13 protein-coding genes and 1 pseudogene are annotated in these 12,511 nt (G+C 34.6%); 4 read left to right on the top strand and 10 right to left on the bottom strand.

What is annotated here, in order from left to right:
- The first annotated feature begins 27 nt into the window (after window positions 1-27).
- The 3 genes from phoU (at window position 28) to IPM14_17735 (ending at window position 1,951) form a co-directional block, all read left to right on the top strand.
- Window positions 28-723, top strand: coding sequence for a phosphate signaling complex protein PhoU (gene phoU, locus IPM14_17745; GenBank protein ID MBK9099905.1), 696 nt, complete (start codon window positions 28-30; stop codon window positions 721-723).
- A gap of 85 nt (window positions 724-808) precedes the next feature.
- Window positions 809-1,636, top strand: a complete 828-nt coding sequence (locus IPM14_17740) for a phosphate ABC transporter substrate-binding protein (protein ID MBK9099904.1) — start codon at window positions 809-811, stop codon at window positions 1,634-1,636.
- A 120-nt stretch (window positions 1,637-1,756) separates the two neighbouring features.
- Window positions 1,757-1,951 (top strand): hypothetical protein, encoded by a 195-nt coding sequence (locus IPM14_17735; protein MBK9099903.1) that lies wholly within the window; start codon window positions 1,757-1,759, stop codon window positions 1,949-1,951.
- Between the two features lie 19 nt (window positions 1,952-1,970).
- Here IPM14_17735 and IPM14_17730 read toward each other — a convergent pair whose 3' ends face one another.
- The 8 genes and pseudogenes from IPM14_17730 to IPM14_17695 all read right to left on the bottom strand — a co-directional run bounded on the left by IPM14_17730 (window position 1,971) and on the right by IPM14_17695 (window position 9,641).
- Window positions 1,971-2,915, bottom strand: a complete 945-nt coding sequence (locus tag IPM14_17730) for a metallophosphoesterase (GenBank protein MBK9099902.1) — start codon at window positions 2,913-2,915, stop codon at window positions 1,971-1,973.
- 352 nt (window positions 2,916-3,267) lie between these two features.
- Window positions 3,268-4,119: a sterol desaturase family protein gene (locus IPM14_17725; protein MBK9099901.1), complete on the bottom strand. Its 852-nt coding sequence runs from the start codon at window positions 4,117-4,119 to the stop codon at window positions 3,268-3,270.
- An 18-nt stretch (window positions 4,120-4,137) separates the two neighbouring features.
- Window positions 4,138-5,009: pseudogene (locus IPM14_17720) on the bottom strand (N-acetylneuraminate synthase family protein).
- A gap of 30 nt (window positions 5,010-5,039) precedes the next feature.
- The gene (locus tag IPM14_17715; protein ID MBK9099900.1) at window positions 5,040-5,567 is read right to left on the bottom strand and encodes an HAD-IIIA family hydrolase; all 528 of its coding nucleotides are present in this window, start codon (window positions 5,565-5,567) and stop codon (window positions 5,040-5,042) included.
- Window positions 5,561-6,364 (bottom strand): SDR family oxidoreductase, encoded by an 804-nt coding sequence (locus tag IPM14_17710; GenBank protein ID MBK9099899.1) that lies wholly within the window; start codon window positions 6,362-6,364, stop codon window positions 5,561-5,563. Before IPM14_17710 ends, IPM14_17715 begins: the two co-directional genes overlap by 7 nt.
- 21 nt (window positions 6,365-6,385) lie before the next feature.
- On the bottom strand, window positions 6,386-7,720 hold the full coding sequence (locus tag IPM14_17705; GenBank protein MBK9099898.1) for an aminotransferase class III-fold pyridoxal phosphate-dependent enzyme: 1,335 nt from the start codon (window positions 7,718-7,720) through the stop codon (window positions 6,386-6,388).
- Window positions 7,721-7,753: 33 nt separating this feature from the next.
- Window positions 7,754-8,521: a glycosyltransferase family protein gene (locus IPM14_17700; protein MBK9099897.1), complete on the bottom strand. Its 768-nt coding sequence runs from the start codon at window positions 8,519-8,521 to the stop codon at window positions 7,754-7,756.
- A gap of 52 nt (window positions 8,522-8,573) precedes the next feature.
- The gene (locus tag IPM14_17695) at window positions 8,574-9,641 is read right to left on the bottom strand and encodes a hypothetical protein (protein ID MBK9099896.1); all 1,068 of its coding nucleotides are present in this window, start codon (window positions 9,639-9,641) and stop codon (window positions 8,574-8,576) included.
- A 219-nt stretch (window positions 9,642-9,860) separates the two neighbouring features.
- On the opposite strand from IPM14_17695, the gene IPM14_17690 reads away from it, so the two are divergent.
- Window positions 9,861-10,802: an LD-carboxypeptidase gene (locus IPM14_17690; protein ID MBK9099895.1), complete on the top strand. Its 942-nt coding sequence runs from the start codon at window positions 9,861-9,863 to the stop codon at window positions 10,800-10,802.
- Here the strand turns inward: IPM14_17690 and ispE are convergent.
- Entirely contained in the window at window positions 10,795-11,649 is an 855-nt protein-coding gene (ispE, locus tag IPM14_17685) for a 4-(cytidine 5'-diphospho)-2-C-methyl-D-erythritol kinase (protein ID MBK9099894.1), read from the bottom strand. The two genes, IPM14_17690 and ispE, sit on opposite strands and share 8 nt — an antisense overlap.
- Complete coding sequence (locus tag IPM14_17680; GenBank protein ID MBK9099893.1) at window positions 11,642-12,511, bottom strand: homocysteine S-methyltransferase family protein; 870 nt, start codon at window positions 12,509-12,511, stop codon at window positions 11,642-11,644. The genes ispE and IPM14_17680 overlap by 8 nt, the downstream gene beginning before the upstream one ends.

Genomic DNA, 12,511 nt, shown 5'->3' with positions numbered 1-12,511 from the left:
TTCAAATTTAATTATTAAGGAGAAGTGATGGAGAGATTATTAGACGAGCACATTGAGAAACTAAAGTCGAGAGTTATTAAAATGTGCAGTCTCGTGGATGAACAGGTACAATCTGCAATAAAAGCAGTTGAGGAAGAGAATATCGAGTTAGCGAAACAGGTAATTGAAAAGGATACTAAAGTAGACAAATATGATACTAAAATAGATAAGATCTGTCAGAAAATTTTTGCGCTCACTCAACCGGTTGCTCTTGATTTAAGATTAATAATGTCTTCTCTTACAATCAACAATAATCTTGAACGGATAGGTGATATCTCCGTTAATATTGCAGAATACCTGACTATGATTGAGAAGAAGCCAGCATTCTTCAATCAAACTAGACTCGAACCAATGTTCAAGATAGCCAAGCAAATGCTCAAGGATGCAATTGATTCATACATACAGGGTAATGAAAATCTTGCTAAATCAGTTATCACATCAGATGATGCACTCGATAAACTTAATGTGGAGAACCATAAAATCCTTGTTGATATTATGAAGCAGGATAAAAATAATATTGATAGCGCGGTTGTGCTGCTCGTCATGTCAAGACAGCTTGAAAGATTAGGGGATCATTGCACCAATATTGCTGAAGATGTCTTTTTCATTGTTGAAGCACATATAGTAAAGCACAAGTATGAGAAATATTTATTCAGTGATGATAAAGATGAAAACGATGACTGATCATTTATTAAAAACTTGTTCAATATAATTCCATCTGTTTTTACCTTATCGATTTAAGTCTCCGAAACTATGAATGGTTGATGAAATGAAATGGTTGTACGTTTTTCTTTTGATCTTTTTATTTCAAATAGGATGCAGTTTCAAACCAGTTGAAGTTGCCCGCATAACCATCAAAGGTTCTGATTCAATGCTACCGCTAACGGAGATGCTTGCAGAAGAATATATGAAGCAGAATCCCGAGATATCAATTTATGTTTATGGCGGCGGTTCTGCGGAAGGAATCAAAGCTTTAATCAGAAATGAAATTGATATTTGCACGACATCAAGAAATCTTGAACCTCAGGAAACTAAAGCTCTCGCTGAATATTATGGGTCAGTCGGCTTATTTTATCTGATTGCCAAAGATGCACTGTGTATATATATCAACAAATCTAACCCGGTAAAAGAATATTCAATTGAACAAATCAGACAAATATTTGAATGTAAAGTAATAAACTGGAATGAACTCGGTTGGCAAAACACAGTAATTATTCCAGTGATCCGAAATCTTAATTCCGGAACACATCTTTATTTCAAAGAGCACGTTTTGGAAGGAGCCGAATACTGCAATTCTGCTATTGTAAAATCTACCACAAACGATGTGATCCAATTTATTGAACAAAATGACAATGCAATTGGGTATGGAAGTATTGGTTACACGGGAGATTTCAGTTACGCCAGTATAAATGGGATCGAACCCTCAGAAAAGAATGCGCAGAACGACACATATCCTATTACCCGTTACCTTCATTTTTTTACCACACAAATTCCAAAAGGTTCGGTTAAAAATTTTGTTGATTGGGTCTTGTCGCCTGAAGGACAACGAATTGTTAAGCAAGCAGGTTATATACCATTATGGGATCTAACATATTAATTATTCTTATTCACCCCGTTTCTTTTTCTTAACAAAAACTTAATCAATTCTTAACTATTTCTTTATCTACAGTTAATACCAATTATTTAGTTTTGTGTAAAAATATTGGTAAGACTTGTAATGACATTTAAAGAAATATTCCACATAAATAATCTTTTTAGTAAGATCAAACTCGATCATTCCGATTCACACCAGAATCTGTTAAACCATTCTGAATACGATGATGTGGATAAAAGAAAAGATGAAAAGTATCCGGAGAATGAGTGGAACCAGGAGTATGAATTGATTTATTTATCATACGTTATTGAAAAATAAATAAGAGTATGATCTGAAATCAAGCTATCATTGCAGCGTTAATTAATTTTAGCTGTTCATTTTTCGAATTGGTTATGCGCTCAGGTTTCAACTGTTCAGGATAAGCCAGCTTTTGTATGTCAATCTTCATTTTACTTTTACTTATTGTAAGGTAATTAATATGAAGATAATCTTTGTTGTTTTTTATCGATGCACCAGCATTTAAAAATCTTATCTCTTTGCGATAATATTCCTTTGATTCGTGAACATGTCCATGCAGTACGATATCCACTCCAAATTCATTAAATAACTTTAACAGTCTTTTCTTACCTCGTAATTTCATTGTCTGCTTTTCAATGCCGGCCCATATTGTTCCGAATGTACTTTTAGCATCACTTTTTAATTTATTAAAATGATGATGGGTAATTAATATTTTGTGACTCAAATCGTTGCTATTTTTCCGCAGAATCTCGTATAGTTCTCCGAACTGAGTAGGATCCACAACACCATTAGAACCAAATGGATTTGTTATTCTTGAATAAGGGGCAACTGAGTTTACCCCGATGATTAATGTATCATTTAACTTTTTTAAGAAAGGGAAGAATTTTTTTGGAGATATATAGTTACAATTGCTAAAAGCTTCCGGGAAGTAGCTCAGGAATGTATCCATTCTCTCATTATAATTTGTTGAATTACATTTCTCGGGAAAAATAAAAATGTCCTCTGCTTTCTGAACGCCTCCGAAAATGTCATGATTACCTGCAATTATTGAAAGCTTATTGCCATCCATAAAATTATATTTAATTAACAGACGTCTGAATCTTTCCAGATCCTTTTCAGAAGCGTTATCTGTTATGTCACCGGTAATTATTAAATGATCCACCTTGCTTTCAGAAATTTCTTTTAAGAGAAAGTTAGCGCGTTTAAAAGTAGAATCGTTATAAAAACTGTTTAGATGTAGATCTGATATGTGAGCTATTAACAAGAAGATACTTTAGATTGTTTTTGATAACCAAAGCTACAATTGAACTGTTAACAAAATATTAAGAAATGCTTAAGTAATTATTATTAAATATTTGACGGAAAAGTATCTTTCCAAAGTAAATTGACCTCACTCTAATCTCTCTCCTAAAAGGAGAGAGACTTATTATCAATAAAACGATAAGTGATTATGTTCTGACGTAATAAATATATCACGTAACAATAAAATAAATAATCCCTTCTCTTCTTAAGAGAAGGGTAGGGATGAGTTCAATTATTGTTTAATAAATTTAGAATTTATCAAATATTCAGATTGAATATTACAATAAAATCCTTCTCAACAAGACAGTAACCACCTAATTTTCCGTTTCAGCCTGCAGCGAACCTTTAGACTTCTTGAAGGTGCGAAACGCAAATAACGTTTGCATAAAGTAATGTTTCGGAAAGTAAGTTTTCAATCCATATTCATCCGGCTTCGTTTCAGGTAGAAATGCTGTGCCGAAAATCCAATCCCAGATTGCAAGCTTTGTGGCAAAGTTTCTGTTTCTTCCTTTGCCGGTTGAGTGATGCCAGCGATGCATTTCAGGACCATTAATAAATTTTTGAAGTTTTCCGGTACGCACATTAAGGTTTGAATGGATGTACATTCCCCAAACTGCGCTAATCACTCCTTTATATGCAATGACTTCAGGTGGAGAACCAAGTAATACAATCGGAAGAAATTCAATTGTCTGGTTGATTAAAATCTCCAAGCCGTGTGATCTCGAACCGGAAAGCCAATCAACTTTTTTGGGTGAGTGATGCGCCTCGTGAATTCTCCAAAGATATTTATTCTTGTGCTGCCAGCGATGCATCCAGTAAATGTAAAGATCGTGAGTTACCAGGAAAAAGATAAGTTGAATCCATATTGGAACATCTCTGAATAACTGCAATCTTGAAAGACCGGTTGATTGATCGATAAAATTAATGATGTAGGTGAAAATCAAAATTCCAAGAATGTAACTCTGGGCAATTGTGTATAATGCAAGATCGTCGAAGAAACCTTCACGTAAAACCTTCTGACCTTTAGTATAGGGCCAGATTCTTTCTGCAAGAATAAAAAGTACAGCAGCACCAACAATTATAAGAGTTGAATATAGCTCAGCATTAGACATATTGGAAAAATAGTTCTGAATCCAGTGAGCGATATCAGCAAATATTGTAGCCATGATCTTTTTTAGTCGAAATTATTTTACTCTTCTTAACTTTGTTCTTGCACTCATTTCACTCGGATAAACCCGCTTTATTCCGTCACCTAAAGCAATTTCAATATCACGAATGTTTCTTACGAGCCGGTGAAATCCGTCAACTTCTACAGATGCAGCCTGATCGCTGCCCCACATTGCCCGGTCAAGAGTAATGTGTCTTTCGACAAAGTTAGCACCGAGTGAAACAGCAGCCCAGGTAGGAGCTAACCCGGTTTCGTGTCCTGAATATCCAATCGGAATTTCAGGATATTTATTTCGCAATGTTGTAATCATCTTTAAATTCAGTTCTTCATTCGGACAGGGATAGGAAGATGTTGAATGTGCAATAAGAATATTTTTCCTTCGAATAAATTCTCAGCAACTTCAATTTCTTCCAAAGTTGACATACCCGTTGAAACAATCGTTGCTTTATTCAATTTTTTATGTTTCAGCAGAAGATTTATATCCGTAAGTGAAGCAGATGCAGTTTTGTAAATAGGTACATCAAATTGTTCAATAAAATCTACTGCTGCTTCATCCCAGCAGGAAGCGAACCAAAAAATATTTTTCTCTTTGCAGAACTTATCAATTTCTGCATAATCGTCCTTTGTAAATTCAACTTTGTATCTGTAATCGATGTAAGTCATTCTGCCCCAGGGAGTATCTCTTTCAATACTCCATTGGTCTTTTGGAACGCAGATTTCAGGAGTTCTTTTCTGAAATTTGACTGCATCACATCCTGCAGCTTTTGCACCATCGATTAATTTTTTTGCAATTTCTAATGAACCATTGTGATTGATTCCGATTTCTGCAACAATAAAAACCGGATTTCCATCACCAATATTTATCCTTCCAGCTTTGATTGATCTCATATTCAAATTCTCATTTAAAGAATAATATTATTATTTCGTTTTGAAAGCTATAATTAATTCGGCGACTTCTCTGAAAGCACCGTTACCGCCTTTATTTTCGCAAACATAATCTGCAATTTCTTTAATGAAACTCATACCATCTGAAGGAGTGGCTTTGAATCCTGCAAGTTTCATTACTTCAAAATCATTTGAATCATCTCCCACATAAGCAATTTCATTCGAGGTTAATTTGTGCTTTTTCATAATTTCAGAAAAGACTTCCTCTTTTTTCTTCACGCCAAGATAATATTCATTCATTTTTAACTTTTCAGCCCGCGCTTTTACAGAACCTGATTCTTCACCGGTTACAATTATGGTTTCAACGCCAGCATATTTTCTTAGTCTTTCAACACCCATTCCATCTCTGATTGAAAATCTTTTAAGCTCTTCGCCTTTGGCGGAAAAGTAAACACCTGTATCAGTAAGAACACCATCATTATCAGTCAGAACGATTTTAATCTTTTCGAGTTTCTCTTTTAGATGAAGATTTTTTTGCTTGAGTTGATTATCGATTACCATGCTGTCCAGCCTCCGTCAACTATGAGATTAGCACCCGTCATATAACTTGAAGCATCACTCGCAAGAAAAACTAAAGCCCCCTTGTAATCAGTAGGGTGAGCCATTCTTCCGAGTGGTGTTTTAGTTGAATAATTCTTCACGAAAAACTCTTCCTGTCCATCTTTTACACCGCCGGGAGAAAGAGTATTTACTCTAACACCTTTGTTTCCCCAATATGCTGCAAGAAATCTTGTGAAAGAAATTACGGCACCTTTTGTAACTGGATAAGCAGCAGATTTATAAAATGTCTGTTCACCTTTTTCATTTTTATAGATTGATTGATCAGGTGCAACAATTCCATAAGTCGATGCGACATTTATTATGCTTCCGTAACCTTTGTTTGCCATTTCAGTTCCGAGAACCTGCGAGCAAAGGAACATTCCGGTTACATTTACTTCAAGTGACTTTCTGAACATTTCAACAGGATAGTTTTCAAATTTTGATTCTTCCAACGCTGCAAGCGGATCTTCAAACTTATCATTTATGGCAGCATTGTTAACAAGAATATCAATCTTACCATAATTACTGAGAATTTTGTTTCTGAGTTCTTTAACAGATTTTTTATTGGTGATGTCGGCAGAAATGCCTAACGACAAGACCGAAAGAGAAGAAGCAAAATCAGCGCATTCGGTTTCATTCAAATCACATACTACAACACTTGCACCTGCATCTGCGAGTGCATGACAATGATGTTTTCCGATTAACCCGAGAGCACCGGTTACAACAGCAACTTTTCTTTTAGGGAAAATAATTCCGATAATTTCTTTTCGACAGTCACTTTATTTCTTCTTTGGTTTAGTGTTAAAGTTTGAAACTTTTCTGAATACAGGTTCTACCGGTTCACCTTTCAGATATCCTTTTACATTTTTCTCATCGACGGCTTTTTTCAAGATTGGCAGAACTTCGCGATAAACTTTTAAAGTATATTCAACATCATGATCTGAATGAGAGAAGCTCATGTTATGAAAACCTCCCCAGAGAATTCCGCGTTTAATCATCTCCTGCTGAACAAGTGATTTCATTTCCAACGGATTGCCAGCAGAAGCATCAAAAGTAATAAGTGAACGGCATTCAAATCCGATACATTTTGTATAAGGCATATTTAATTGTTCTGCTACTGAGTTGTAGCCATCTTTCAGCTTCGTTCCTTGCTTTGCAAGATATGCGGGGACATTCTTTTCCTTTAATTCAGTAATTGTAGCTTTGACTGCTGCTAAAGATAAAGCTTCTCCGCCAAATGTTGTAAAAAAGAAAACATCCTTTTCGAGCACACTCATTACATCTTTTCTTCCAGCCAAAATTCCGATAGGCATTCCATTAGCTACTGCTTTTGAGAAACAAGCAAGATCAGCTTTAACGCCGAAGTATTCCTGTGCACCACCAATTGCAATTCTGAATCCTGTCCACATTTCATCAAATATTAAAAGTGTACCATTCCTATCACAGACATCGCGTAATTTATGCAGAAAATTATCTTTCGGAGCTTCAAACACAAACGGTTCAAGAATTACAGCGGCGGTATCTTCATCAATAGAATCGATTACAGATTGAATGTCGTTGTAATTAAATGTGAAAGTCAAATTCTGAATTACATTAGGGATTCCAGCATTTCTATCTGTAACTGAGATATACCAATCGTGCCAGCCATGATAACCACAGCATAAAACTTTATTTCTTTTTGTGAAAGCTCTTGAAACCCGGATTGCAGCTGAAGTAATATCAGCACCGGACTTACTGTACCTGATTGACTCAGCATTTGGAATTATTTTATTCAACATCTCAGCAACTTCAACCTCCAGCGGATGCATCAATGAAAAAGTAATTCCGTCTTCCAGTTGTTTCTTTATGGCTTCATCAATTTTGTCATAAGCATAACCAAGTGAGAGTGGACCGATACCCATATTAAAATCCAGATATTCATTTCCGTCAACGTCCCAAACATGTGAACCTTTTCCTCTGACTAAATATTTTGGAGCAACTCCTTTTACATTTTGCTGCGGACCTTTTGCGAGTGTCTGGGTTGTGCAAGGAATTAAGTTTAATGCTTTCTGATAAATCTCGTCTGATTTTTTTATTGATGGATAGTCTTTATTGAAATCAACTTTATTTGGCATAGCTTAATTAGTAGTTGTGTTTATAATATAACGCTAAATATTTTTTGTTTGTTCCGGAGAAATTGTTTTCAGTTCATTGAGATGATTTCTGTACCAATTAACTCCGGCATAAACTTCATTTATTTTTTTTATTTCAGGTTTTTCTTCGAGCAGATTAAGAATATCATTTAATCCGAATCTTTTATTTGTTGGATATAGTTCCTCGTAAACTCTTCTTATAAACTCATAGTCTTCCTTGTAATCGATAGTAAACCTGTGAGTCATTGAATAATCTTTTCTGGTTTCCCACTCAACATTTCCTATTCTGAATTTATCTGGGTTTTCCCAAATGTAGGGTGTTGAGTGTTCACGTTCAAAATCTTTTTTTGCATTGATCCAAGCGCTCTCGAGCGTTTTAAAACTCATCACCTCAACATCATTTCCGTCCGGATAGGTTGGAGGATGCAGGTTACTCACAAAGTCAAATTTTTCTCTGTTGTTAATATAATACAGGATGACTTTATCAATAATTTCCGGATCAATTAATGGACAGTCTGAAGGTATTTTGAGGACGACATCAGCATTGAATTTTTTTGCTGCTTGATAATGGCGATCAAGCAGATCAAGTGGATGACCACGAAATACATTAATTCCATTTTGCTGACACAGATTGAAGAGTTGATTATCAGATTGGTCGTTTGTAACTGCAATAACAATTTCTCCTGCATATTTTGAAAGCTTCACACGTTCGTGCATTCTTAATATTAAAGGCTTGTCAGCTAGTGGAAGAAGCACTTTTCCAGGCAAACGTGTCGATCCCATACGAGCTTGAATTACTGAAACAATTTTAAGTGATGTATTCAATTTGGAAAGGTCAGTGCCCGGTATTTGTTCGAGCTACTTTGCGTTTAAGAAGATACTTTAAATTATTCCGGAGATCAGAATAATATTTATCTTTTTCTCTTCCCCTTACAACGGAGCGGGATGATGTTAACAATTCGTTAGCTACTTCTGCGATATTTTTTGCCGAAGTACCGCCATTTTGAATCGGTACTAATTTTTTTAGCTCTTCATTATCAATTGCACAATGAACTTCTTTACCGAGAACAAATGCCGGGAAAATAGTACTTGAATATTTAGTAATGAAGACATCACAATTTGCCAGCAATGGATCAATGCTTACACCGTGATAAACCAATGCTTCCGGTGCATATTTCTTTATTTCATCAATTCTCTTTTTTACTTTTTCATTCGGATGGAGTTTAAATATTAGTTTCCGACCATTAGCAATTTTAAGCGCATAATTAATCAGTTTTTTTCGATTCTCATATTTTAAAGTTTCTCTGATATCCGAAGTAGCAACTAAGACAAAATTCTTGTATTCAAATTTAAGATCTCTCATTTCATCAAAATTATCAAAGTTGGGGATGCCTGTAACCCTGATTTTGCTTGGATTAATTCCTCTTTCAATAAATTGATTTCTGAATCCTTCCGATGCAACACAAAAGTAATCATACTGGTGCGACAAGCCGGTCATCGATGTGCTCGCACACCAGCGAGGTAAATGCAAAAATCTGGTAACGTGATATCTCCAGTCAGGGGGATCGGTCATTCCTTCCTGAATGAGGATAGTCTTAAATTTTTTAATATTCCTGGGAACTGTAATATCCTGAGAAGTAATTACCAGATCATAGTCATCATTCTTGCCACGATAATCTATTTTTAATTTATTCTCTGAGAGGTAATTAAGTGTGTTACGCTTGAATACTCCACCCAAAATTGTAAATTCGATTAATTTTAATCTGTTCAATAATCCTAAAAAACCGGTATCAAAAAATGGTGTGAAGTAAGCATCATGTTCAGGGAGTTCGAGTGAAATTTTGTGCATCTGTGTGGTTTGATTCATCGAACCACATATGTATAAAATTTTTTTCTTGTTCATTTTACAATATTAAAAATAACCACCTTTTGTAAATGAAATATAAAAAAATAATAAATCTTAATGGATGCAATTAAAAGCTACTGTGAAAGATTTGATTGGAATCACATAAAAATAGATTAATCGCTACTGAAAAAATAATTAACAATTAATTAATAACAGGCTTGCATTAGGCGGGAATAAATACAATTTTTTACAAACAAAATTAGAATTAAATACAAGATGAATATTATTAAACCAAATAAACTAAAAAATGGAGATCTGATAGGAATCATTTCGCCTGCTTCATCACCTGAAGACTTATCACTGATTGAAAGTGGAATCAGTTACATTGATAATCTTGGATATTCAACTACTATGGGGAAAAATGTTGGTAAAGTGCGAGGTTATCTTGCTGGCACTGATGAGGAAAGAGTAGCCGACTTGCACCAGATGTTTTCTGATAAAAATGTTAGGGCGATATTTTGTCTTCGTGGTGGATATGGTGCAGTAAGATTGTTGGATAAAATTGATTACAAGCTGATTAAAAATAATCCTAAAATATTAGTTGGCTTTAGTGAGATCACTGCGCTTCAGATGGCGTTTTTCAGGAAGGCTGGATTAGTAACTTTTGGAGGACCAATGGTTATCCCAAATTTTTCAAGGAACATTAGTCCTTTTACTGAAGAGAATTTTTGGGAAACTATTTCTTCAGTTAAAAAACGAAAACCGGTTGAAGCAAAATTTCTTTTTGGGAGGAATCTAAAAAATCCTTCCGGAGTAAGTGGAAGAATTTTAGGTGGTAATCTTGCAGTCCTGACTTCATTAATAGGTAGTAAATATTTTCCTGATTTAAAAGAAAGCATTTTATTTCTGGAAGAAATTAGTGAACCTCCTTACAAAATCGATAGAATGTTAAATCAGCTAAAACTGAATAATGTTTTCAAAAAAGTTAAAGGAATTATTCTGGGCAGCTTTATCGATTGTACTGAGAAAGATATAAATAAAAAGACATTAACACTCGAACAGGTCATCGAAGATTATTTTGGTAAACTGAATATTCCGGTATTCCATTCATTCCCGCATGGTCATATTAATGATTTAGTAACATTTCCATTTGGTGTAAAAGTTAAACTTAATCTACGCAGTGAGAAAATAGAATTTCTGGAAAGCGGAGTCAGGTAATAGAACCTTTTTCAAAAGGAATATTCAGGTACGTAAAATATTTTTTTCTGAAAAAATCTTCCGCCCAAGCTGCTTTCTGAAGATTCGTAAATATTCCATAAACCGTTGAACCTGTTCCGCTCATCAAAGCAAATTCCGCCCCTGAAGCATACAAATCATTTTTTATATCTTTTATTTCCGGAAAAGTTTCAAATACGATTTCTTCGAAATCATTTTTTACAAATGATTTTAGTTCATCGAAATCCAGTGCCCCATTTATGAAAATACTTTTTAAACTTTTCCCTGGTTTTGCAGGACTAATTTTTTTGAATGCCCAGGCCGTTTCAATCTTAATTCCAGGATTCACAATCAAAATAGGATATGGAATTTCCACGTTTAACGGATGAAGTATTTCACCTCGTGATTCAGCAAAACAGGGGATAGGATTCAAAAAATACGGCACATCTGAACCCAAGTTTAGTGCGAATTTTGCTAACTCATTATAACTAAAACCAAGATTAAACATTTTATTTATCGTTTTCAATGTCACAGCTGCATTTGAGCTTCCTCCACCTAATCCACCTCCAATAGGAATAATTTTTTCAACATAAATAGAGAGATTAAAATCTTGTCCGAAATTTGACTTCAACAACCGAATTGCCCGAAGAATCAGATTATCTTTTATTGCAATCATTTGCTGATTGTTGCTATCAAAAGTCAGTTTATCAGATCGAACAAAAGTCATTTTATCGGAAAGCATAATTGGTATGAACACCGTTTCCAAATCGTGAAATCCATCTTCTCTCTTTCTTACAACGTTTAATCCTAAGTTGATTTTTGCGGGAGAATCGACAGTAATTTTATTCATTAAAAAATTTCCTTAAACTTTTTGTGTGTTCCGGATTAGAGCCGCAGCAAGAACCAACAAACGAAGGATGATATTCCATCGATGTCTTCACGATTTGTAAATACTCATCAGGATTAATACCACAATTGATGACTTTATCCTGAGGACTACCACTTCCACAATTTAAGTAATATCCCCAGAGAACAGGTAACTTCGTGCTCCTGATTAGATTTTGAAATACTTCAGTAGATATACAGTTAAATCCAATTGCCATTGGATTGTAATCTTGCAGAAAAGTAAGAACATATTCTACGCTTTCACCTGATAATAAATTTAAATTATCATCAAGATATAAACTGATTACATAAGGTATTGAATTTTTATCACAATGCTGACAAATAATTTTTATTTCATCTACATGGCTTTGTGTTTCATTTAAAATAAAATGAACATCGTTATCTATAAGTAAATCAATATGATATTTGTGATTTTTCTCAAGTTCAACATAGGGTAGAGTTCGAATCTTTTGATAACAATCTTCAGCTGGTGCATTTGAACCGGCAATCAATACATTCCTACCATCTGCTGCTTGATTGGTCAGACTCACAGCCTGTTTGACGTAATCTGGTGATGAAAAAGACAAACCAGATTTATTTAACGATGCTGGATTAGTTCTGAATGTATTAGTAGTAATAATATTTGCTCCCGCATCAATGTATTCTCTGTGAATTTGAACTATTAATTCAGGATTTTCAAAGTTCACTTTTGTTGTCCACAGGATATCATCAGTTATAAATCCTAGTTGTTGAATATAGCTGCCTATTGCCCCATCCAGTATAAGTGGTTTTTCATTTATTTGTTCTAATGGATTTCTTTTAATCAT

The organism is bacterium (genome assembly GCA_016716565.1).
In the GTDB taxonomy this organism is placed as follows: Bacteria; Bacteroidota; Ignavibacteria; order Ignavibacteriales; family Ignavibacteriaceae; genus IGN2.
Note: the sequence above shows the minus strand (reverse complement) of the source record. Positions and strands in the feature narration are given on the sequence as shown.

Excerpts from the sequence above, each read along its gene's own strand:
- phoU (MBK9099905.1), top strand. The coding sequence starts at position 28 with ATGGAGAGATTATTAGACGAGCACATTGAGAAACTAAAGTCGAGAGTT.
- IPM14_17740 (MBK9099904.1), top strand. The coding sequence starts at position 809 with ATGAAATGGTTGTACGTTTTTCTTTTGATCTTTTTATTTCAAATAGGA.
- IPM14_17735 (MBK9099903.1), top strand. The coding sequence starts at position 1,757 with ATGACATTTAAAGAAATATTCCACATAAATAATCTTTTTAGTAAGATC.
- IPM14_17725 (MBK9099901.1), bottom strand. The coding sequence starts at position 4,119 with ATGGCTACAATATTTGCTGATATCGCTCACTGGATTCAGAACTATTTT.
- IPM14_17715 (MBK9099900.1), bottom strand. The coding sequence starts at position 5,567 with ATGGTAATCGATAATCAACTCAAGCAAAAAAATCTTCATCTAAAAGAG.
- IPM14_17705 (MBK9099898.1), bottom strand. The coding sequence starts at position 7,720 with ATGCCAAATAAAGTTGATTTCAATAAAGACTATCCATCAATAAAAAAA.
- IPM14_17700 (MBK9099897.1), bottom strand. The coding sequence starts at position 8,521 with ATGGGATCGACACGTTTGCCTGGAAAAGTGCTTCTTCCACTAGCTGAC.
- IPM14_17695 (MBK9099896.1), bottom strand. The coding sequence starts at position 9,641 with ATGAACAAGAAAAAAATTTTATACATATGTGGTTCGATGAATCAAACC.
- IPM14_17690 (MBK9099895.1), top strand. The coding sequence starts at position 9,861 with ATGAATATTATTAAACCAAATAAACTAAAAAATGGAGATCTGATAGGA.
- ispE (MBK9099894.1), bottom strand. The coding sequence starts at position 11,649 with ATGAATAAAATTACTGTCGATTCTCCCGCAAAAATCAACTTAGGATTA.
- IPM14_17680 (MBK9099893.1), bottom strand. The coding sequence starts at position 12,511 with ATGATTAAAAGAAATCCATTAGAACAAATAAATGAAAAACCACTTATA.